Origin of the sequence: Neisseria animalis (assembly GCF_900636515.1) — a bacterium.
GTDB lineage: Bacteria > Pseudomonadota > Gammaproteobacteria > Burkholderiales > Neisseriaceae > Neisseria > Neisseria animalis.
Map to the genome: position 1 here is coordinate 1,075,317 of NZ_LR134287.1, position 22,470 is coordinate 1,097,786.

The 22,470-nt window shown below is 52.5% G+C and carries 23 protein-coding genes; 3 read left to right on the forward strand and 20 right to left on the reverse strand.

The genetic code is table 11. From position 1 onward, the window contains the following. Nucleotides 1-50: 50 nt before the first annotated feature. The 14 genes from EL111_RS05100 to EL111_RS05160 form a co-directional block, all read right to left on the reverse strand. Complete coding sequence (locus EL111_RS05100) at nt 51-158, reverse strand: Com family DNA-binding transcriptional regulator (protein WP_123796416.1); 108 nt, start codon at nt 156-158, stop codon at nt 51-53. Between the two features lie 135 nt (nt 159-293). Next, on the reverse strand, nt 294-1,505 hold the full coding sequence (locus EL111_RS05105; RefSeq protein ID WP_123796417.1) for a hypothetical protein: 1,212 nt from the start codon (nt 1,503-1,505) through the stop codon (nt 294-296). Then, complete coding sequence (locus tag EL111_RS05110; protein WP_123796418.1) at nt 1,506-1,967, reverse strand: hypothetical protein; 462 nt, start codon at nt 1,965-1,967, stop codon at nt 1,506-1,508. It abuts the gene before it with no gap. Continuing rightward, nucleotides 1,968-2,579, reverse strand: a complete 612-nt coding sequence (locus tag EL111_RS05115; RefSeq protein WP_123796419.1) for an HI_1402-related protein — start codon at nt 2,577-2,579, stop codon at nt 1,968-1,970. Between the two features lie 17 nt (nt 2,580-2,596). Next, nucleotides 2,597-5,104 carry a putative phage tail protein gene (locus tag EL111_RS05120; RefSeq protein WP_123796420.1) on the reverse strand — a complete coding sequence of 836 codons (2,508 nt, stop codon included), beginning with the start codon at nt 5,102-5,104 and terminating at the stop codon, nt 2,597-2,599. Continuing rightward, nucleotides 5,105-5,683 carry a phage tail protein gene (locus EL111_RS05125; RefSeq protein ID WP_126325836.1) on the reverse strand — a complete coding sequence of 193 codons (579 nt, stop codon included), beginning with the start codon at nt 5,681-5,683 and terminating at the stop codon, nt 5,105-5,107. Then, nucleotides 5,676-6,842, reverse strand: coding sequence for a baseplate assembly protein (locus EL111_RS05130; protein ID WP_123796425.1), 1,167 nt, complete (start codon nt 6,840-6,842; stop codon nt 5,676-5,678). Before EL111_RS05130 ends, EL111_RS05125 begins: the two co-directional genes overlap by 8 nt. After that, nucleotides 6,833-7,210: a GPW/gp25 family protein gene (locus EL111_RS05135; protein ID WP_123796424.1), complete on the reverse strand. Its 378-nt coding sequence runs from the start codon at nt 7,208-7,210 to the stop codon at nt 6,833-6,835. Before EL111_RS05135 ends, EL111_RS05130 begins: the two co-directional genes overlap by 10 nt. A gap of 78 nt (nt 7,211-7,288) precedes the next feature. Continuing rightward, nucleotides 7,289-7,867 (reverse strand): phage baseplate assembly protein V, encoded by a 579-nt coding sequence (locus EL111_RS05140; protein WP_123796423.1) that lies wholly within the window; start codon nt 7,865-7,867, stop codon nt 7,289-7,291. Continuing rightward, the gene (locus tag EL111_RS05145; protein ID WP_123796422.1) at nt 7,851-8,951 is read right to left on the reverse strand and encodes a phage late control D family protein; all 1,101 of its coding nucleotides are present in this window, start codon (nt 8,949-8,951) and stop codon (nt 7,851-7,853) included. The genes EL111_RS05140 and EL111_RS05145 overlap by 17 nt, the downstream gene beginning before the upstream one ends. A gap of 10 nt (nt 8,952-8,961) precedes the next feature. Further along, nucleotides 8,962-9,180, reverse strand: a complete 219-nt coding sequence (locus tag EL111_RS05150) for a tail protein X (RefSeq protein ID WP_123796421.1) — start codon at nt 9,178-9,180, stop codon at nt 8,962-8,964. Continuing rightward, nucleotides 9,177-10,073 (reverse strand): phage tail protein, encoded by an 897-nt coding sequence (locus EL111_RS05155; RefSeq protein WP_126325837.1) that lies wholly within the window; start codon nt 10,071-10,073, stop codon nt 9,177-9,179. Before EL111_RS05155 ends, EL111_RS05150 begins: the two co-directional genes overlap by 4 nt. Beyond that, entirely contained in the window at nt 10,073-10,738 is a 666-nt protein-coding gene (locus EL111_RS10505; RefSeq protein WP_164715653.1) for a phage tail protein, read from the reverse strand. Before EL111_RS10505 ends, EL111_RS05155 begins: the two co-directional genes overlap by 1 nt. Beyond that, entirely contained in the window at nt 10,674-11,741 is a 1,068-nt protein-coding gene (locus EL111_RS05160; RefSeq protein WP_126325838.1) for a phage tail tape measure protein, read from the reverse strand. Before EL111_RS05160 ends, EL111_RS10505 begins: the two co-directional genes overlap by 65 nt. 230 nt (nt 11,742-11,971) lie before the next feature. On the opposite strand from EL111_RS05160, the gene EL111_RS05165 reads away from it, so the two are divergent. The 3 genes from EL111_RS05165 to EL111_RS05175 are packed head-to-tail and all read left to right on the forward strand — an operon-like array spanning nt 11,972 to nt 14,792. Continuing rightward, nucleotides 11,972-13,444, forward strand: coding sequence for a DUF935 domain-containing protein (locus tag EL111_RS05165; protein ID WP_126325839.1), 1,473 nt, complete (start codon nt 11,972-11,974; stop codon nt 13,442-13,444). Further along, on the forward strand, nt 13,444-14,349 hold the full coding sequence (locus EL111_RS05170; protein ID WP_123796437.1) for a phage head morphogenesis protein: 906 nt from the start codon (nt 13,444-13,446) through the stop codon (nt 14,347-14,349). The genes EL111_RS05165 and EL111_RS05170 overlap by 1 nt, the downstream gene beginning before the upstream one ends. A 2-nt stretch (nt 14,350-14,351) precedes the next feature. Next, nucleotides 14,352-14,792 carry a phage virion morphogenesis protein gene (locus EL111_RS05175; protein WP_123796436.1) on the forward strand — a complete coding sequence of 147 codons (441 nt, stop codon included), beginning with the start codon at nt 14,352-14,354 and terminating at the stop codon, nt 14,790-14,792. Between the two features lie 384 nt (nt 14,793-15,176). Here the strand turns inward: EL111_RS05175 and EL111_RS05180 are convergent, their stop codons facing one another. The 6 genes from EL111_RS05180 to hpnE form a co-directional block, all read right to left on the reverse strand. Next, on the reverse strand, nt 15,177-16,481 hold the full coding sequence (locus EL111_RS05180; protein WP_123796304.1) for a DUF2130 domain-containing protein: 1,305 nt from the start codon (nt 16,479-16,481) through the stop codon (nt 15,177-15,179). An 86-nt stretch (nt 16,482-16,567) separates the two neighbouring features. Beyond that, a complete protein-coding gene (locus tag EL111_RS05185) occupies nt 16,568-17,950 on the reverse strand; it encodes a phosphomannomutase/phosphoglucomutase (protein ID WP_123796305.1) in 1,383 nt (460 codons plus the stop codon). A 118-nt stretch (nt 17,951-18,068) separates the two neighbouring features. Further along, entirely contained in the window at nt 18,069-18,905 is an 837-nt protein-coding gene (ypfJ, locus tag EL111_RS05190) for a KPN_02809 family neutral zinc metallopeptidase (protein WP_123796306.1), read from the reverse strand. Between the two features lie 90 nt (nt 18,906-18,995). Beyond that, on the reverse strand, nt 18,996-20,183 hold the full coding sequence (locus EL111_RS05195) for an acetylornithine/succinyldiaminopimelate transaminase (RefSeq protein WP_123796307.1): 1,188 nt from the start codon (nt 20,181-20,183) through the stop codon (nt 18,996-18,998). Nucleotides 20,184-20,274: 91 nt separating this feature from the next. Beyond that, entirely contained in the window at nt 20,275-20,994 is a 720-nt protein-coding gene (locus tag EL111_RS05200; RefSeq protein ID WP_123796308.1) for an SDR family oxidoreductase, read from the reverse strand. A gap of 100 nt (nt 20,995-21,094) precedes the next feature. Further along, complete coding sequence (gene hpnE, locus EL111_RS05205; protein ID WP_123796309.1) at nt 21,095-22,417, reverse strand: hydroxysqualene dehydroxylase HpnE; 1,323 nt, start codon at nt 22,415-22,417, stop codon at nt 21,095-21,097. Between the last annotated feature and the right edge of the window lie 53 nt (nt 22,418-22,470).

A 22,470-nucleotide genomic window follows, 5' to 3' on the forward strand; every position in this document is an offset into this window, starting at 1 on the left:
GATTACTCCTAATATATAAGTATCGGTACTCAAAGGCACTCAGGATTGAATTATTGGGTTTTAAACTGATTGAGCAATTTGCAGCGCGGACACTTGATTTCAAAGCAGCCACGGCCAACAGCCAACAACTTAAAACAATTTTTGCAACGATGTTTCATTTTTCACAGATTCCTTGTCGTTAGTGATAAAATCACCGCACCTCGCGAGGTACGGTAAAAAAGGCTAACGCAGGTCTAGTCTGCTGAAGCTGGCGCGGAGAACGGTGGTAGGACACCGCCGCGCAGCCGTTTTCTTTAACTAATCGAATCCTGCCACTCTTCAACATACAGATAAATTGAGTAGCTGGTGTCGATTTTGGTTTTGTCAAAATTCGAGCGGATCATCACGCTATTCTCAGTTTTGGCGCATATATTATGGTTCAAAAATAAAACCGCCAACGCCGGATGCTCGACTGAAACATACACCTTAGGGTCTTTATAGGTATTTTGAAAATTTACCTTCGCCCAGGTGTACCCGCCATCTGCCCACATACTTTGAGTCAAATGGATTTTTTCACACTTTCTCAGGCCGAGAAGGTTTCTTAAATCAGCAATTTCGGCAGTAATCTGAGACTGAGATTCAGATAATGCTGTCAATTCAGCTATTTTTTGCTGTAGCTCAGCCAATTCACTGCTTTCTTCAGCTTCAGCTGCCGCTTGCTTTGCCTTTTCCAACTCAACCGAAATATCAGCGATTCGCTGGTCTAACGCTTCAATTTCGCTGCTTTCTTCAGCCGCAGCAAATTGAATCCGTAAAATTTCCAACTGGCTGGTTAGTGACTTAACCGCCGCATCTGCCGCCACCAATTGGGTTAACGCCTCTTCAAGCGCAGCTTTCTGCTTGGCCAATTCAACGGCATGCTCAGAAATACTTGCCTGGTCGCGCTCCAACAACTTCAGACGGCCTTCCAATGAGCCTGCAGACTCAATAGCAGCCTGCGCCACCGACAACTGTTCTGATAACGCCGCAATTTCAGCACTTTCATCGGCCAGTTGCACATCCGACTCCAACTGCTCAATCTTAGCCAATAAACCAGCAATACCCGCCGAATCAGGGGCGGCGGCTTGGCCAGACAAGACAATAATTGCCTGACCGCTCACATCCACATCCACTGTCTCAACAACCGGCGCATCGCTTGAAAGCTGAACCGGTATATCAGTCACGCACGGTTTAACCTGAATCTCGCCTTGCAGATATGTTTTTACGACGCTACCACAAACGGCTCTCAAGTCATATTTAGCTCTTAGCCAGGTCAAATCACGGGTTACTGCCGCAGGGAAAAGCAGTGTAACCGCATTCCCTGCCACAGTAATTTCCGGACGAATCACCGAGCCGTCACCGGTGACAATATCCATCTGAAACGTAGCTTGAGATAAATCAATAGACTCTGAATCAGCGGTCAACAACACTTTAAACAAGTGCGTGTCGCCTTGGTAAAGCAAGAAATTATGGGTTTTAGGTGCCATCTAACTTGCCTTTTTAACAAATTTGTCCAAATCATTGGGGGACAGTCGCCACGGCTCGGAAAAGCCCAAGACATGACCGCACCATTCGGAGCAGAACCACTTGTCCGGCCGATTGCCGAAGCGCAAGACCACACCAAGTGAGCCGAGTACATCGTACGACTTGCCTTGTGTCATCAGCCAAATCATCTGCAACTTGGCAGTTAACACGTCTGTTGCCGGAAGCTCAATTAAATCCCACTTATCCGACGGCAAGCGCATGGTTTTGCTGCGCACACCGCCATCACGCAGGCTTGATGAGTAGCACTCAAACACACCGTCACCCAAGGCCACGGCAATTTCGCAATGTGAATAAATACCGCGCGTTGCTTTGCGGATTACCCAATCAGCAACGCGCATGGCCAACGCCTTAGGGGTGCGGCCTGATTTTCGGCCTTTGTAAAGCGCCAGATAGATTTTGCTCATTCAGACGGCCTCCGGCGCGGTGAACTCGATTTTAATTTTATCGAGCGCAGCAACCGTTTTGGCCGACTCAATCTTGCTTTGCAAGGCTTGGCGCTGGCCTGCAACATGAGCCGACAGGGCGGAATACGCCAAGGCTTTGCGCAAAGCGGCGGCCTTGAGCTTGTCGGGTTCCTCGCCACGGGCGGCGGCGATGCCGTCTAAAACGGGTGTAGGAGCGGCGGGGTCTGCCTCCCATGCTTTGGCCTCGGCGGCCTGCAGCGGCCACGTCTGCACCTCAAAGGCTGGCAGCTTGTCGGTTTCGGCGGCCGCGTCGATATAGGCTTGGGCGGCGGCGTTGAGTGCCGCCAGCCTGCCGGCGCGGGCTTTGGCCAAGGCGACGGCCTTGATTTCGGCGGCCAGCTCTTTGTTTTCCACCCACGCGCCATCCACCCACTCATGCGCGGCGCTCGGGCGTGGGTGCACGGCCAAGTCGTCGGCGATATGGTGGCCGAGATTCAGCGCCGCCAGCAACTGCGCGTGCTGTTCGGCGGTGATTTCTTGCGCATCGGGTGGCAACTGCTCATGGATTTCGTCATCAAAAAATGTTTTTTGGGATTTACTGTAAAAAATCATTTGGTTATCACCTTTTTTTAGTGGCCGATGGCAATAATACTGATTAGGCCGGCCTGGGCGTTTGCGTTCCAGCCGATGGCGGCGGCGGTGGTGTTCTCCTTGTTCCAGGCGGTGGCGTGTATAGGGCTGATGCCCTCCTGCGTGTCGTTTACCATAGCCATTAAAACCGCGTTGGGAAACGCGATCGGCAGCGCGGCCATGCCGTTGTCTGCGCCGTTAACGTTGATGGTAAGCCATTGGATAATCAGGCCGCTGGGCAGTTTTTGGTAACCGTTGCCGCCCGCTGCGGCGGCGCACATCTGCCGAACCCATGCGGTGGTGGCGAGGTTGCCCGAGTTATCGTTAAGCGCCGGCGTGTTTGCCGACGCCAGCCCGTTAACCACAAGATTGCGGCTGGCCGAACCCTGGGCGCCGACGTTTAATGCGTTGATGCGGCCGTTATCGGCGGTAAATCCCAGCAAATCCACGCCGCCCGCACCCGCAGCGCGGTTACGGTAAGCCGTTTTAGCGTTGGTGATGATGCCGCCGATGAGCACGTTGCTGCACGAGGCCGCGACATCCAGCGCAAACACGCCCGCATCAACGGCAGACTGCGCCAGCAAAATGCTGTTGCCATTCACCCGCAGGCCGGCTACATCAAGCGCGCGGATACTGTTTGCGTTGGCGGCGTTGGCCACATTAAAAAAGTGGTTGCCCTCAATCACCACGTCGGCCATCTTTTGCAGATGAATCACGCCACCACGGCAATCGCGCGCAAAATTGGCGGTAATGTAGATTTCGCTCGACGTGCCAACCGAACCATCGTATATATCGTTTTTAGAAGATAAAAACTCATACTCCAGCCGGTTGCCGATGTTGCCGGAAACTTTAACTTTAGAACTATACTCAATATCAATAAACCGGTTGGCCACATCAAAAATATTATCTGCCACGGCGGCATTGTGCACGCCTTGCAGCTTCAGCAGACTTCCCGTTTGCGTGTTGCCAAATACGTTACTTAAGATGCTGATATTTTTAAGCTTCTCCCACGCGCCGGTATAGCCATTGCCCCAAATCTGCGTGAGAATCTGCTCCGCCACAGTATCGCCGAAATGATTACCCGTAATATGGTAATCGCGACCTGCTTCCGACGGATTGTTTGTTGGCTGGAGCCACCAAATATAAATGTTTCGGTGGCAATGCTTAAACGTATTATTAACGATCTTAACGTTATCCCACAAAAACGGGCGCACGCCTGCAAAACCGCAATACTCGATTAAGTTATCCTCAACGATAATATTATTGTGATGTTGTACGTTGCGCGCGGCATAGTGGCCGCCGACGGCACAGCCATAGCCCTGCCCGAACAAGCCTGTATCATCATCAGGATTTTTGCTAAAAACGTTATTGCGCACAACAACGTTTTCACACGGATCGCCTTTCAGACGGCCACCGGTAAATGTACCCGGCACGTTATCATCAATTTGAATCGCCTCGGAAAAACCACGGTCAATATCACTGCCGGGCGCGGTGCCGTAAACCGTTGAAACCTCTTTACTAAATCCCAAAAACTGATTTTTTTCAATGGTTACGTTTCGGCACGCCGATAAATCAATGGCGTGGTTGCGGATACAGTCGACAAACCGCACCCCCGAAACCTCCAGCCCGTCAATATAACCCAACGAAAAGAAATTAACCGATGACCATTGCTCTTTTGCGTTACTGTTAAATTCGCCACCGAAAATTTTAATGTTTCTGCAAGGGTTTTCTTGAGACGAATTATCGTTAATAACCAATCCGTTATATAACATCGCGCCTGACGTGTTGCGTAAATATCTCACGCCGTCAACACTCTCAAACTCGAGATTATCGCCAATACGGATCAAGCCGTTAAGATAGTAATCCCCGGGTATATCACTCAATACTTTTGGGATTTTTGCCTCATAGACAAATTTAAACAACGCATTGATTTTATTCAAGGTTGTCGGCGCATTTTGTTTTCCAGCCAATACGCCAAAATCCGAAAATCGACAAACGCCATCCAGCAGACGCCGCCAACGCACACCATTGGCTGACACGATAATCGTGCCGCCGTTATCGGCGCTTGTTGTGTCAGATTGGTCGGCAACAAACATTCCGCCGCCAATGCCAGGGGTGTTGACGTAGTAGCCATTTACGTTAACGTAGCCAGTGCTTCCTGGATATTCTCTTAATTCATCAATACTACCTACACTTACGCTGGCTGCCGCGATTGCCTCTAATACACCCTTGGGCGTTGCAGCATTCGATTCATCGCTTTCGGATAATTCACTCACCAATTGGACAAAGCCAATATTTTCCAGCGTACCTTTTTTATTTGATAATTCATCAACTTTTTCTAAAGTTTTTTCGTGGGCTTTTCTCAGCCACTGAGTCCGCTGGCCAAGCTGTTTAGCTTGACGGTTAGCAACACCGTCCGAACCACCCGTGACAGGGTCGGTCATCTCAATTTGATATAAATCATCCACCCACTCAGGTGTCACTTTATCTTCTTGAATCGTTGCCATTTATGCCATCCCAAAATTGTAATCGCCGTCAAAATTGACTTTGCCGTTGTAATACAGCGGCGTATCTTGATAATCCAAACGCACCAATACACAGCGGGCAGGTGCGAAGGCCGGTAGGGTTTCCCGCAACAGGCTCGCTTCCGTATTGGTAATCGGTCGGTTGAAAATAATTGAGTAATGCGCCCACAAACGGTGGTCGCCATACATATAAATACCTTTGTGATTAATACTGCCGTCGTAGATTTGGCCACCCAATCCCTCAATCAGCTTGATTTCGCCAAAACCTAAACGGCGGCAGATTTCACGCACCGCCCAGGGTGTGCCTTTTCGGCGGTGTAAAAACACGGCATCTTTAATCAGCTTGCGCCGTGTTTTATTGTCTTTGGCCAGCCAGTAGCCGTCCGAACCAACCATACTGCGGCTCTCCGCCAGCAGCTCAAGGTGGTTGTTATCCACTTGTTCGAGTAAACGAGGCATGAGCTTGGTTAAGGCAAGCTTGCGATAGCCAAGACTGAGATTGGCCAAGCGTGTAAAGCGCGGGTCTTGGGCGATAATCAAGGCGTATTTGAGCTTAGCCATCTTGTTGCTCCATATCGACCGATACGCTAAACGATACGCACCGCGCCCATTGGTTAGGGGCAATCACGATGACATCGCTGTCGCGTAACTCGCCGCGCTCATTGGATAAAATAACGTTGTACACGCCACTAACCTTTAAGGCCGTCTGAATATCCAATGGCACCACATCTTTGCCTAGCTTGGCATAGCGGGCAGTTTCGTAGTCTGACCAAGCTGCGCTGGCAGCGGCTAAAACTGATTTAGAATCAGCACCTTTGAACAATACCAAGCGGGCATCGATTTTGTATTCCACCACTTCGGGCGCGCGTACAATCACAGTGTCACAGAGCGGCCGCACCGTCTCATCGCTCAATGCCACCGATACCTTGTCAATCAATTCTTGGCGGGGCAGACCGTCCGTTGCCAGCAGCGTAACGGCCACCGTGCCACCAATCGGATTACCGGCAGAATCAACATCGTTGCCGACATGGACACCGGCAATGGCCTGCGAAACACGGCGGGCATAATACTCATAGGCTTTTTTCGGACCACCTACTGAAAACGCCTCAAAAGCCAGCAAAATCCGCTCGCGATAAGCATCGTCGCTCTCAATGATGACGCCGCCGGAGGGGACAGTAATATTGCTGACCTTAACGTCGATATCAGCATGCAGCGGTTTTGTCAGCGTGTTAATTTGGCCGATTGCCCAGCCGTTTCCGGCCGTGCCGGTTGTAGTGCATTGCGCCGGTAAATCAACCGTATTTCGGCTAGACGATAAAGTTGCTGATGTGGTTGTTTCAAAAATCAACTCGCCCACAATGACTTGAGTGCCGGTCGGAATAAACACCGGCTCCATGGCCAAGTTGGCCTCACAAGAAAATCGCAAGGTGGTTAAGGCAGGTTGAGCCTCTAAGCGCGGTGTATTGACATCATCGCCACACAAATCCAACATCAAGCCGGTTGCAAAGCGGACGTGCTGCTGGCGATACGCCTCATTCACTTGCTGCCGAGTCAATGATTCTCGGTAGGCGTATACGTTAATTAGCAAACGCTCAATATGCGCCGGTTGCAGTGCCTTGCCGCTGTCTTGTTCATACTTGGCAATAATCTCGGCCAAGATGGTCGACAAATCATCAGCCACGACCTTGACGTCTTCACGCTTTAAAGTGCTTAAATCCATGCTGCATGCTCCAAATTCAGCGTTGTGCCGTAGATTTCACCGGATACGTCATCTGCCACGCGCCAGCGCACGGTCATGGTGATGTGCGGGGCATTGCCGCTAAACGTCACTTCATCCACCACTGCCCGCGTTTCCCAGGTCTGAATGGCCAAAACCACTTCGCGCACGATATTTGGCACAAATACGTCTTCCGGCGTGTCAATGTAGTCAAAATGATTGCTGCCGAAATCGGGGCGGGTCACATCTGAGCCTTTGCGGGTGGACAAGATGTTGTGGATACACAAGTCGATATCGTCCACGCCCTGCGCCAGGCCGCTGCCACCGGGGGCAAGCTGCCAGTGCTTGGAAATGGGCGTATCGAATTGCATAAAAAAATCCCTGTATCGTTTTGATACAGGGATTCTGCCTGAAGCCGCATAAAGCTGATTTTAATGCGTTTTAAAACCTTATTTCGGCGGCGATGTTGTGCCACCCGAGTCGCCGGTGTGCGTGTGACCAGGTAAGCTGATGCCTTGGGATTTAATATCGCCAGTAGCCTCAATTGCGCCATCAATTTTGGCCGCCGCACCACTACCACCTTGACCAGACATGCCGGCGGTATAAGTAAACAGACCTTCAACCGTCAAGGTTTTTTTCACCACGGCATCGGCATCAATTGTCACCACGCCGTCGGTTTTGACCAGTATATCTCCCGTTTTGCGGTCGTGTTCAATAATCGTACCGTTTTTAAAGCGGCGTACCCATTTGTCTTTGCTGCTGGCCGGTGGCTTATCGGCTGCGCTGTAAATAGCGCCAATCACGCAGCCGTTTTCGCCACGGGCGTCCAGCAGGCAGACAACTTGCTCGCCCTCGTCGGGCAGGCTGTAAAACTGATTGCCACCGGCGGCCGGTGTAGCCATAGGCAGCCAGTCGGTTTCCATGTCTTCTAGGGCAGGGATTTTGACGCGCAGATTGTGACCGGCTTCATCCACCGCCGATACCACGCCGAATTGCAGGGTCGCCCCAAAATCATGCGTTTGCTGCATCCTGCTGCTCCTCATCATCGATATACTCAATCATCTTAATTTCCAGTTCGGTGGTGTAGCCGCTGCTGCGGCGATACTCATGCCGCGCCTGTTTCACCAGATACTTACCGGAAAACTTACCCATGTCTTTCAGGCGCACGGTTTGACCGGCCACCAGCAGCGCATTACCAAACAATGTGATGTTTCCGGCGCATTGGTCGTCTTGCGCATCAGCCAAAGCCGCATCGGCGCGGGCATTGAGCTGCGTTTGGCTTTCGCCTTTATTCGGCACGATTTTCAAGGTGTCGCCGGTGTGGCCACGTTTGGATTTCGGGCGCAGAGACTTGGTTTTACGCGTAGCCGACACCGTTTTCTTGGTTTTCGGGTCGTAGCCGCGCATTTCTACTTGGGTCGGTACACCTTTAATCAAATCGCGCAGGCGGATTCGGGTCATGTCTTCAGGACTCAATATCACCACCGCTTCACGCTCTTTCAGCCTGACGTTGTCGGCGAATACCAGCTTATTCCCGACAACCTTAAAGGTGTGGCCATACTCTTTGGCCAAACGGCTCAAAAACTCAATATCGCGCTCCTGATACTGGGTCACACGCTTGATTTTGATGTCTTTCACTTGCCCAGCGGGCTGCAATTTCAGATGGCCTGCCACTTGGCGCACAATCTCGGCCAGCGTGGTATTTTCATACGCACGGCCTTTTAAAGTGCGGCTGGCCTTGGTAATGCCCGCCGACAACGCCTTCAGGCTCACCGTTGATGGTGGGTGGTTGTATTCAATTTCCGCAATCTCAAAGCTGCCCAAATCTACCAAGCCGGTAAATTGGTCGCCCAAGCTCAATGCCAGCGCATCGCCTTGCTCCGGATACCAGCCACGCAGCCAGCGACCGTCCACATCTTCAAATTCGACCTGCAGCTCATCAGATTGCCCCTCGAGGTAATCTGTGTAAACAAATGAAATCAGATAGGGGGCAATGTCGCCTGTAATATCCTTGTTTTCGTAGCTCAATGTGAAATCCGGCTTGGTTACCGGATGAGTGCCACCCGTACCGCCTTGAGCGGCCAAGCCGGACAAGAAACCTTTAATATCCATTTCAACCCTTTCAGCGCATCCAAGGCGGCAAATCGGCCTGACTGTTTTTCGGCTTGCTTTCTAGCACCGGCACAAACACCGTCAAGCCGCTGACAAACTCTTCGGCCAACGGTAAATGTGGATTGGCCGCAATCAGGCCGTCAATCAGCAAAGCGTTGCCGTAGTGTTTATGGGCAATCAAATCCCAGCGGTCACCATCTTTGGTCGTATAGCGTAAAACCGCGCTCATCCATCACTCCTTGTCGCCAGCCAACCGGTCAACTTTTCAACGGCCGATGCACCATTAGCCACCGCTTCGGAGGCCGTAGTAATTGAGTCTCCAGCCGCATCCAACCAGCCGCCGATAGTTCCGCTCTCGTAACCTGCACGCATGCTTGCCACCGTACTGCCGAGCGCATTTCCGGCTGCACCAAGCTGCGTGGCCATTTCAGCCGCGCCGGATAAATCACCCAACAAAGCCGTTACTTCCGGTAAACCATTGAGCTTGCCCAATACATCACCGCCCACGCCGAGCGCATCGCCGATTAAATTCAGCGCACCGGCGGAATCATTGCGCAACTCTTTAGCCGCCGCGATGATGCCTTGCATTTGCTCTATGCCGTTTTCTGCCGCACGATAGACTTTCACACCGGTTTCAACCGCCTGCATCACATCTGCCGCTTGCGCCTGTACCGATTCGGGCAACAGTGAGAGCAATGGGTTTTGCTTGCCGCTGATAATCGCCGGAGTCGGCAGCGGATTATTCGGGTCACCGACAAATTCCGTCAGTTCGATATCCAGCTCACGCGCGGCCGTGCGGCCTTTACTGTCCTGAATCAAGGTGCGCTCGGTCAGGCTCTCAATGACAAACCAGCCGACAAAGCGGCCTGAGCCATAAACCAGCGACACCGCCTGCTGCGCTTCCAAAGCTGCCAGCAAACCCTTATAAGCCGTGTCGGGATTGCCCAACATCCAATGCAGTTTTAAGCCAAAGCGCAGTGTGGTTAGGTCGTTTTCCATCGCCTGTAAGCGCGGGCGGCCTTTTAATACCTCGTGCTTGGCAAACTTGGCCGAGTGCTGCGCTTCCAAGCTGGCAAAGCTTTGCAAGGTTTCAAACCTCACATCCCCCAACATTGCATACATCAGAAAGCCCTCCGCTCACGGTCGGCCATCATGCGGTGAAACAACGTTTCAAATTCGCGCAAGCCCATTTGCAAGGCCGTCTGAATTTGAGCAGGGTCTCCGCCCGGCGCGTTGATGGTCGGGTTGAAATGAATGGTCACGCCACCGGCAGCCGCAGCCTGTCGCGCTTGCTCGAAATCGGCGCGGCTGCCGGATACCCGCGCGGCCACATCGGCACGCAGCTGGCCGATACGGCTTCCGAAACTGTCTTTCAGACGGCCTGCCCATGCACCGACCGTACCGATTGGCCGGTTGGCCGTGCGACGGATACCAATATCCAAACCTTGGGTAATAAAGCCACCAAAACGTCTGAACTCACGACTCGGCGAATGAATATCCATCACCGCTTGGAATTTGGCCTTAATCGAATTACCGATAGAGGCAATCGTGTTATATACCGCTGCGGCTGCTGATTTAATGCCGTTAATCAAACCCTGAATCAACATACGGCCAAAGCCGGTAAAGGTTGACGGCAAGGTGACACCAAACCAGCTCATCACACTGGCAAATGCCTGATAAAACAAACCGAGTGGCGAAAAATTGAGAATAGTGGCCGCAATATTACCGATGCCGCTGCTGAAGAAAGCCGTGATTTGCGCCCAAAGTCCGCTGAAAAATATCACCAAGCTTTGCCACAACGCTTTTGCACCGGCCACCACTGATGCCCAGTTGTTGTAGAGCATGTAAGCGGCAACGGCCAACAGGCCAAGGGCAAGGAAAATCGGATTGGCCATTAAGAAGGCACCCAATTTCAAAAAATGCCGAACCGAGCATGGGCAGAAAACGGATAACAGATATAATGCCCCGCCCAAAAAACGACATGGTTTTACGAACTGCTCCCAATAAGGAAATCATTGGAGAAACGGCCTTGGCTGCAGCTATCCAACCCATCGAGAACACGCCCATTACGGCAGTAAACGCAGAAAAACCGATAATCAACCCGGCAATCACGCCGCCAATCAACAACAAGCCATCGACGACTTCCGGATTCTTAGCCGCAAAATCGGCTAAATTTTGGGTAAGATTTCCTATAAATGCGGAAACCTTATTAATCACGGGTAGCAGTCGGTCTCCGACTACCGTTTTCAGCTCAGCAAAGCCGTTTTTCATCAGCGTTAGGCCGTTTTCAGTAGTGGCCGAACGTGCAGCAAATTCTTTCTCCATGCTGCCCATAAATTCAGGCTTGCCGCCTTTACCGGCTTTTTTCAGCTCATCAATGGACTTCTTATAGGTATCCAAGCCACCAACCAACGCAGCCACATCGTCGGCATATTCCAAGCCGAACAAATCGACCAATGCGCCCATCTGGTTTTCTTTTGGCAGCTTTTCAATCTGTCTCAGAAAATCCATCAGAGCCTGCTCGCCGTTTTCGGCAATCGCTTTTTTCAGGGCTTTGGCATCTGTACCCATACCCTCCAAAACCGCCTGAAATTTCTTTCCCTGCTTGTCGGCCGTCATCAGCTTGGTCAGCATACCGTTGATGGCCGTACCCGCTACTTCCGGTGTTTTGCCCAAGCTGATAAAGGCGTTGGATAAAAAGGCGTGCCACGCATTCCCGACACACGCACCAAAGGACAAGACGGCAGAAAACGCCACGGCGACGCGGCGATTGCCTTGGTGTTGGCGCATTACGCGAGTCGAGAGCTGAATGCCGGGCCAGTACGCGTGGCCAGCCGAAAAATCAAACGCCCGCAGCAGACTGACAAACTGATTTACCCGTTATTGTGGCTGGTAGGTGTTTTTATCCGCGTTACAAGCCTAAAAAAACAGCGCAGATGGTATTACTGTGGCTGCGTTCTATTCCAATAATTTGGCATTCCGTTTTCAATTTGATGTATGAACCTTAAGGCCGTCTGAAAATGAAAAAACCGCATTTCAAACTCAAAACCCAACACGGCAGCGTAACCTTCAAACCCGAGGATTTAAGCGGCCACATCGCCGTATCGCGTCAGTTTTTAAACGGCTTCGGCGGTTGGCTGCCGAATCCCGACCCGATTTTGCGCAAGATGGGCAAACAAATCTCTGTTTACCGCGAATTGTTGCGCGATGAGCTGGTCGGCAGCTTCGTGCGCCGCCGTAAAGCCGCCGTTGCCCGCCTGGATTGGAAATTAAGTGGCGATGAAGTCGATGAGCGGGTATTGGATTTTGTCGAAAATTGGCTGGTTGCGGATGTTGATGTGTATAAATTTTGCAAAGACATCATGAATGCCGCTTTTTTCGGTTATCAACCGATTGAAATTATCTGGCAGAAAGGCAGTCAATGGCTGCCGTCTGAAATCGTAGCCAAGCCGCAAGAGTGGTTTGCCTTTAATGATGACCGAGAATTGATTTTCATCGAAAACGGCTTGAGCCAAGAGCCGCTGCCGCCTTATAAATTCCTTTGCCCACGTCATGAAGACGACTATCTTAATCCCTACGGTTTGGGTGATTTGGGCTTGGTCTTTTGGCTGGTTACGTTCAAGCGCGGCGGCCTGAAATTCTGGGTGAGTTTCACCGAAAAATACGGTGCACCATGGTTGATTGGCAAAGAGCCGCGCTCCAACACCCACAGCGACACCGAAAAGCTGCTTGATGCGCTAGAAGCCTTAATCAGCAATTCGGTCGGCACGATTCCGAACGATTCGAGTGTCGAAATTCACGAAGCCAGCGGCAAATCATCATCGGTAGATGCTTTCGACAAGCTGCTGAAAGAGTGTAAATCCGGCATCAACATCGCCTTGCTTGGCCAAGACCAAACCACCGACAAAGAAACCAACCATGCCAGTGCCAGCGCAGGCTTGGAAATCGCCGATGATATCCGCGACAGCGACCGCCGTATTGTCGAAGCGGCGTTTAATGAGCTGATTGAATGGGTGGTATCGCTGAATTTCGGCGATGTGGTTTGCCCAAAATTCGAACTGTTTGAAAATGAAGAATCAGGTACAAAAGAGCGTGCCGAGCGCGACAATATGCTGTTCGGTGCGGGTGTGAAATTCACCCCGCAATATTGGAAACGCACTTATGGTTTGGAAGACGGCGATATCGTTGAAGAAGATGCCATCACCCCGACCGCTGCTGATTTTGCCGAAGGTTGGGATGGTGCAGAAACCGATGCGGGCTTGATTTTAGACACGCTCGCGCCGAATACAGCCGAGCTGAACCAGCAAGGCCGCAACCTGACTGCCTTATTGGTGCAGGATTTGCAGCGCGGCGAAACCGAAGACAATATTCTCGACCGCTTGGCCGAGCAGTTCCCGAATATGGATGACACCGCCTTGCAAAACGAACTGGCGCGTGTGATTTTCCTGTCCGGTTTGGTCGGACGCATTGAAGCGGCGCAGGAGATGAGCTGATGACTCCGGAAGACATCAAGGCAATTTTCGGCCTGGAGCCGGAAGCAGCGGTCGAATACCTGAAGCAAAAAGGCGTGGCCGTTTCGTGGGATTGGCAAGACATGCTCGACGACGCGCACGCCACCGCGTTCACCGTGGCCAAAACCGCAGGTATGGACGTGGCCAATGATATTTATCGCGCCGTTGTCAACGCCGCCGAGACCGGCCAAACGCTGGAACAGTTCCAAAAAACACTCACGCCGGTATTACAAAGCAAGGGCTGGTGGGGACGCACCCAAGCAACCAATCCGGACACCGGCGAAGCCCAAACCGTACAGCTCGGCAGCCCGCATCGTCTGAAAACCATCTACCTGACCAACATGCAATCGGCCTACATGGCCGGACGCTATGCCGAAATGATGGATTCTGTGGATACCCATCCGTATTGGCAGTACGTTGCCATCAACGACAGCCGCACCCGCGACAGCCACCGCCGCATGCACGGTCGCGTCTATGCCGCCACCGACCCGGTCTGGAATACCATGTATCCGCCACTCGATTTCCGCTGCCGCTGCCGCGTGCGCCCCTTGTCCCGAGCAGCAGGCGAAAGCCGCGCCTTGCCCAGCCCGACCCTCGAAACCCAAACAGTCGACATCAGCAGCAACGAATACACAGGCGAAGCCCGCTATGCTCAACGCACCGGCTTGCGTATCGACGGCAAATTTGTCGCACCGAGCGCAGGTTTCAATGCCAACCAAGGTCAAACCATGCTCTCACGCATGGCTTCGGTTGCCATTCAAAAAGCCCACGCCGTCCACCCCGACATCGCCCGAATCGCGCTGAAAATCATGATGGGCAATGCCAAATTCAAAGCAGCTTTATCTGCCGCCGATTTAGCATGGGTGCAAAAAGTCTTGAAAGGCTGACCATGATTGAAATCAACCTAGACTCAAAATCAGTAGACCGCAGCTTGAGCCAGCTGTTAACCAACCTAGGCAACTCACGCAAAATGATGAGAGGCGTGGCCACAGAAATGATTTCACTCACCGAAGAAAACTTTGAGAATGAGAGTTTCGGCGGTGACAAATGGCCACAAAGCAAACGCGCGGCGCAAGGCGGCAAAACCCTGCAACTGACCGGCCAACTTGCCGCCAGCATTTCCACCCAAGTCGGCAACGACTTCGCACGAATCGGCAGCAACAAACCCTATGCCGCTATCCACCATCTCGGCGGCCAAGCCGGACGCGGCAGAAAAGTCACTATTCCGGCCAGACCATACCTCCCCATCAACGGCAGCGGCCAACTCCAAAACGGAGCCGACAAACGCATCATCGATATCGCGCTCGAATCACTCAAAGCAGGTCTCTAAAAAAGCAAAAACGGGCAAAATCTGCCCGTTTATTTTCATTACACCCTGTGCAACGCTATTTCACAAATCCAATCCCACCAAAACCCATTTCAGCCCGCTTCATCCCATTTATCTCACAGAGTCTATATATTTATCTCAATGGGTTTCAGCAGGATATTGCGAAATAAAAACAACCTTGTGTCAGGTGAGTCAGGTTCAAAGAAAATAGTCGGCAAAATCCCGTATTATCCGCACTGCCTGCGGCTTACTGCCTTGTCTCATTCCGAATGGAACCGACGACATATGATATGGCAAAAGAGCCAACGCCGCAGTTGCAATGTTTTCGATTATAGCCGGAATCTTGTTCGGATTCCGGCTATGTTTTTTTGAAATATTCCGTCTGGCTCATTTTTTCTCCAAGGCTTCAAACGCGGCTTTCATGGTCGGGTTTTTCTTCACCAGTTTTTTCACCGTCAAATCCGCGGCTTTGTTATTGGCCAGCCGCAGGTTGTTTTCGGAAGAGAGCAGGGCTTCTTTGGTTTTTTGCAGATGGGTGATGGTTTTGTCGATTTCCTCGATGGCCGTCTGAAACTTGCGGCTGGCGAGGTCGTAGTTGCGGGCGAAGCCTTCTTTGAAAGCGTTCAGGTCTTCTTCAAAATTCGTGATGTCGATATTCTGCGCGCGCATTTGGGCGGCTTCCTGCTTGTATTTCAGCGAGTTGAGCGCGGCATTGCGCAACAGTGAAATCAGCGGAATGAAAAATTGCGGCCGCACGACATACATTTTCGGGTAGGCGTAGGAAACATCGACGATGCCGGTGTTGTACAGCTCGCTGTCAGCTTCCAAAAGCGAGACGAGAACGGCATATTCGCATTTTTTCTCGTTGCGGTCTTTGTCCAACTCTTTGAAAAAATGTTCGTTTTTCTTTTTCGTGGCAGTGTTGTCGTTTTCGTTTTTCATCTCAAACATTATTGAGATGACCTCGTTGCCTTGCCCGTCTGACTCCCGGTAGATGTAATCGCCTTTGCTGCCGCTTTTGGCATCGTTGTCTTTGCCAAACTGTGCCTGCGGGAAGGCGGTAGTGCGGATGCGGTTGAATTCGGTTTCGCAATGGACTTCCAGGCTTTCGCCTATCATTTTGGTGGATTGGCGGGCTTTGAAATCTTTGTAAAAGGCAATGGTTTCGTCTTTTTGTTTCAATTCGCCTTCGTATTTTTCGCGCAGGTTTTGTTTTTCCAATTCGCGTTCTTTGGCTTCCAGCGCGAGGCGGGCGGTCAAATCGCTCAATTGGCGGTCTTTGTCGGCCACGGCTTGGGTGATTTCCAGCTTTTTCTCCATTTCTTTGGCGGCGGCGAGGCTTTGGGCTTGGGCTTTCAATTCGGCGATAAGTTTGTCTTGCTCGGCAATTTTCGCTTTCAGACGGCCTTCCGCTTCACCGACTGCCAGACGGCTGTCTTTTTCGTGTTCGTTGATTTTGTTGGCAAGTTCGGCAATTTCACGGTTTTTCTCTGCCAATTCCCGCTCCAAATGCTGCTGTGCCTGAGCTTCGGCCAAACGCATTTCGCCCTGAAACCGGCTCTGCGCCTGCTGCAAACGCTCGTGGATTTCGTTTTGGAATTCTCGTGTGCGGACTTGGTTGAGGATGTCGGCATAGCTGGCTTCGTTGATGGTGAAGGCGGTGTGGCAATGGGGGCATTTGATTTCGTGCATGATGTTTTCCGCAAAACAGAGTAGGGTGATTTTAGCAGAAAGGCCGTCTGAAAAATATTTTCAGACGGCCTCGATAGCGGATTGGCTTACAGCGGCCATTTCAAATCGGGATTGCTTTCGATGACTGCCTTGAATTGGTTTTGAATGCGCTCGATGGCTTCCTGATTGTCGGCTTCAAAACGCAGCACCAAAATCGGCGTGGTATTGGAGGCGCGCATCAGACCGAATCCGTCGGCAAATTCTACGCGCAGGCCGTCGATGGTGATGATTTCGGTTGCGCCGTCGAATTTGGCTTTGGCTGCCAATTCTCCGATGACTTGGTGGCCGTTGCTGCCTTCGGGCAGGTCGATGTTCAATTCGGGGGTAGAAATGCTCTGCGGCAGGTTTTCCAACACTTCGGAAGGGTTGTCGTAAGCCGATAAGATTTCCAACAAGCGCGCACCGGCATAGAGGCCGTCGTCAAAACCGAACCAGCGTTCTTTGAAGAAAATGTGGCCGCTCATTTCGCCGGCAACGAGTGCGCCGGTTTTTTTCATGGTAGATTTGATGAAGCTGTGGCCGGTTTTTTCCATAATCGGTTCGCCGCCGTGTTGTGTGATCCACGGGGCGAGCAGACGGGTAGATTTGACATCGAAAATCACTTTGGCCTGCGGGTTGCGGCTTAATACGTCTTGTGCAAACAGCATCAGCTGGCGGTCGGGGTAGATGATGCTGCCGTTTTTGGTGACCACGCCCAGACGGTCGGCATCGCCGTCAAACGCCAAGCCGATTTCGGCACCACCTTTTTGCAGCTCGGCAATCAGGTCTTGCAGGTTTTTCGGTTTGGACGGGTCGGGGTGGTGGTTGGGGAAGGTTCCGTCCACTTCGCAGAAGAGTTCGGTTACTTCGTTGCCCAAGCCGCGGTAGAGTTTGCCTGCAAACGCGCCGCCTACTCCGTTGCCTGCATCGATGGCGACTTTCATCGGGCGTTTGAGTTTGATGTGGCCGGTGATGTGGTTGTGGTATTCGCCGGAAATGTCTTTTTCGGTAACGCTGCCTTTGCCGGCGGCAGTAACGAATCGGTCTGCTTCAATCAGGGCAAGCAGTTCCTGAACGGCCTCTCCTGCCAGCGTGTCGCCGCCGAGCATCATTTTGAAACCGTTGTAATCCGGCGGATTGTGGCTGCCGGTAATCATCACGCCGCTGCCGCCGCATTCGTTGATGGCGGCGAAATAGAGCATGGGCGTGGCAACCATGCCAACGTTGAGCACATCCATGCCGCTGTCGGTAAAGCCGCGTTGGATGTGTTCCATCAGCTCGGAGCCGCTCAAGCGTCCGTCGCGGCCGAGGGCGATTTTAACTATGCCTTGTGCGGCGGCTTTGGCGGCGATGGCTTTGCCGATTAAGTAGGCGGCTTCGTTGGTCAGGGTTTTACCAACGATACCGCGGATGTCGTAGGCTTTGAAGATGTCTTTGGCGATGGCCGACATGGTTATTCCTTTGGAAACGGTCATGTGATTCGATAAGGGCATTGTAACATAGCGTTTATGCCGTCTGCACATTGCGTATCGGCTGATTTGCAGACGGCATTAGCTGCAAAAAAGCTTGTCAGCCCGCATCAAAAGTGTTGCATTGGTTGATGTCTCCGCCTTCCAAACCGCGTTTGAGCCATTTCATGCGGTCGGCGGAAGAACCGTGGGTGAAACTGTCGGGAACGGCGTAACCCTGAGCCTGCTGCTGGAGGCGGTCGTCGCCTACGGAAGCGGCGGCATTCATGGCTTTTTCAATGTCTCCTGCTTCAAAAATCTGCTGGTTGACGGCGTAATGCCCCCAGATACCGGCAAAACAATCCGCCTGCAGTTCGAGTTTGACAGACAAAGCATTGGCTTGGGTTTTGCCGACACTTTGTTGTGCCTGATGAACCTGAGGCAAAATACCGAGCAGGTTTTGAACGTGGTGGCCGACTTCGTGGGCAATAACATAAGCAAAAGCCGCATCGCCTGCCGCACCTAATTTGGTACGCATGTCTTCGTAAAACGACAAGTCCAGATAAACTTTTTTATCGCCCGGGCAATAGAAAGGCCCCATCGCAGCTTGCCCCATACCGCAGGCGGTTTGCGTGCCGCCGGTATAGAGTACCAACGTGGTCGGAGTGTAGCTTTGGCCGTGTTTGCCGAAATAGTCTTTCCATGCGGCTTCGGTATCGGCCAAGACCACATGGGATAATTCTTCCAGTTGGCTTTCAAGTTGTGGGTTGAGGGAAGATTGTTGGGCACTTGTCGGACCGAGGGAGGGTGTGCCGACCACTCCGCTCAAGTCCACACCGTAATATGCGCCGACCAGTAAAACAATGATACCGATGATTCCGGGCGTTTTCCTACCGCCGCCACCGCTTCCCCTACGGTCTTCAACATTGCGGCTTCGGGTACGTCCTTGCCATTTCATAATGCGTTCCTTTAACAGTATATTCGGATAAACAGGTAAAAGCCGTCTGAAAAAACAGTTTGCAGACGGCCTGCGGCAATTTTGCCGGAATTATTGTGTAGCCAGCCACTCCGTCAGCGCGTTTTGCAGACGGCTTAAGCCTTCGTTCATATCTTCGTCGTCAAGCAGCAGGCTGGGGGCGAAGCGGACGACATTACTGCCGGCGACCAATACCATCAGACCGTGTTTCAAAGCGGCGGCAGTGATTTCTCCGGCACGGCCTTGGTAGGCATCGCTCAAAACGCAGCCTAAGAGCAGACCCATGCCGCGTACTTCTTTAAATACGCCGGTTTCGCTGCCGATTTGCGCCAAAGCCTCGCGCAATTTGTTGCCTTGGCGGGTAACGTGTGCCAGCGTTTCGGGCGCGTTGATGATGTCGAAGGCACGGCTGCCGACGGCGCAGGCCAAGGGGTTGCCGCCGAAGGTCGAGCCGTGCGTGCCCGGGCCGAAGGTTGGCGCGATTTTGTCGGTGGTAATCATGGCTCCGATGGGGAAACCGCAGCCCAAGGCTTTTGCGCTGCTCAGAATATCCGGCACAACGCCGTAATGTTCGTAAGCAAACAGTTTTCCGGTGTGCCCCATACCGGTTTGCACTTCATCGAAAATCAGCAGTGCGTTGTGCTCGTCGCACAGGCGGCGGGCAGTTTCCAGATATTCCTGCGCGGCGGGCAGAATGCCGCTCTCGCCTTGAATCGGCTCGATGATGATGGCGCAGGTTTTGCTGCTGACGGCGGCTTCCAGCGCGGCACTATCGTTAAACGGTACATGGGTAATGCCTTGCGGCAGGGGGGCGTAGTCTTGGCTGTATTTGGGTTGGCCGCCCACGGATACGGTAAACAGGGTGCGGCCGTGGAAGCTGTTGGTGCAGGCGATGATTTCGTTTTTTTCACCGCCGAAATGGTCGCGGCCGTATTTGCGCGCCAATTTCAGCGCGGCTTCATTGGCTTCCGCGCCGGAATTGCAGAAAAAGACTTTGTCGCCGAAGCTGTGGTCAACCAGCTTTTTTGCCAATTCCTGCGCGGGTGCGGTGGTGTAGATATTGGAAATGTGCCACAGTTTTTGCGCCTGTTTGGCCAGGGCTTCAATCAGCGCAGGGTGGCTGTGGCCGAGCGCGTTAACGGCAATCCCGCCCGACAAGTCGATATACTCGCGCCCGTCCGCCCCCCAAACGCGGCTGCCGAGCGCGCGCTCGGGAATCATGGGAGCGAAAGAGAAATTGGGCGTGAGGTAGTTTTGCATGGTCGGGATTCCTGAAAATATGGTAGGAAATAAGGATAGTGATTATGCGCCGATTGGTACCGGTTTACAATCGGTGGTCAGGGGCAGCGGTTTAGAGATAAACGATTTCTCCGCTCCGCCCTTTGCTTTCATTGCCTGCCCACCAAACAAATTGAGGCACAACATCTTCATAGCCTTTGCGTTCGCTGGCGGCTTCGCCGGGGTGGGATTTAATCCGCTGCGGGGAGTTGATTGCTCCGGGGATAAGCACGTTGGCACGAAGATTGGGGAAGCGTTCCCATTCGTCGGCAACGACTTTGCACAAGTAGTTTAATGCGGCTTTGGAAGCGCCGAATCCGCCCCAATAGGCTTTGGGGGTTTCGCCGTGTGTTTCGCCGACAAAGATAACGGAAGCGTCGTCTGCTTCTTTCAAAAGCGGGAATAAGGCACGGGTCAGCCCCATCGGTGCGACAGTATTGATGCGGTACAATTTTACCCAATCGGCAACCGATTGGAAATCCAGCGGCGACAAGGCATTGAAATAGCTGGCACAATGGACGATGCCGTCCAGTTTGCCGCCGGTGGCTTCGGCAATGGTCGCGGCAAATTGCTCAAATTCTTTATCTTCGGCGGTTAAGAGGTCGAAGCAGATGGCAAACGGCTCGGGATAACCGGAGGCAACGATGTCGTCATAAACTTTTTCCATACGTTTCTGGCGGCGGGAAACCAAAATCACGGTTGCGCCGGCAGCGGCATAGGCTTTGGCAACCTGTTCGCCCAAACCTTGGGAAGCACCGGTAACCATGATGATTTTGTTTGCTAATGAAGACATAGTTTTTTCCTTTGGTATGTGCCGTTTGCAGACGGCTTTTCGGGTTGTTTGTATCGGTTTGTATCGGTTTGTATTGATGGGGGTGCGTATCGGTTTGCTTTTATTCGGTTTTGCAGACGGCCTTGAGATCTGCACAGCATAAATCTGCAGCCGTTATGCCTGATTGTACCGCTGCTTCCAGCGTGGCGGGGTAGCGCGGGTGGAGGTAATCGCCGGCCGGATAAATGCGGTGGTGTTGCAGCCATCTGACATCAGGCAGGGGGCGGCCGGTAATCGCGGCGGTTGTGGCGCGTTTTTCGGTAATGACTTTACTCTCGACTGGCTCTCCGATATTCGGGCAGATACGCAGGAGGTCGGAATGTACTTTGTTGACCCACTCATCGGTCTTTAATGTACCCAAGTTGTCGGACAGGCTGATGACGGCGGCCACTTCATTGTCGGGCAGGCCGATTGCTCCCCGGGAAACAAACCATTGTGCCGTCCCGTTTGCCAAGCCGGTCATGGCGGCGGGAAGCGGAACAGGGCAGGCATAGCGCAGATAAACGGTGGTAATGGCGTGGTACGACATCTGTTGGTATGCTGTCTGTAAATTGTGCGGTACTTCGGCGGGAAGCAGGGCAGCGGCGTGGTATGGGGCAACCGCCAGTATGGCAGCGTCGAATGTTTCGCCGTTGACTTTGACTCTGCCGCAGGGCAAATTTTCCAACGGCGGTACGCGGGTTTCCAAGCGGATGTTTGCACCTTGCCTTTGCAAATAAGCTAAGGCTGGCCGGGCAACAATGCTGCCCAAATCCCGCTTGGGCATCAGGTAGTCGCTGCCGGCTTTGTCTGCCCAAACACCGTCTTGCAGTACGTTGCAGAGCGTGTTCAGGCCGGCTTGCTCCAGCGGTGTGTTGAGCGCGCCCCAAACCAGCGGTTGCCAAAATTCAGCAACCAGTTTGCGCGGTGTCCGGCGGGCGTTCAGCCACGCGGCAATATTGGTATTTGCGGATGGTTGGTGGTGGTATTTTTTCAGCGCGTTCATGTCGCGCAACAAACGGATTTTATGGTTGAAAGAGATGTTGCGGGCAAACAATATGCCGAAAAGAATATGAAAAGGAGCAGGTAAAGAGGCCGTCTGCAAACGCATACCGTCGTGAAGATACCATTGCAGCGGCAGGCGGTGGAATGCTTCTTGCTCGGATACGCCGATGCGGGAAAGCAGGGACAATACGCCGCGGTAAGCACCGAGACAGATATGCTGACCGTTATCCAAAAAGCTGAAACCGCTGTTTCCGCCGGCAGTACGGGCTCGTCCGCCTGCCTGTTTTCCTGCTTCAAACAGGGTAACATCGGCACGTTGTACGAGGCTGACTGCTGCGGAAAGTCCTGCCCAACCTGCGCCGATAACGGCAATTTTGGGGCGGGAAGAATGCGGTTTCATGTTTGTATTCCGATTTTCAGACGGCTTGTTTCGGGAAAGTAGGCTGTTCGGTG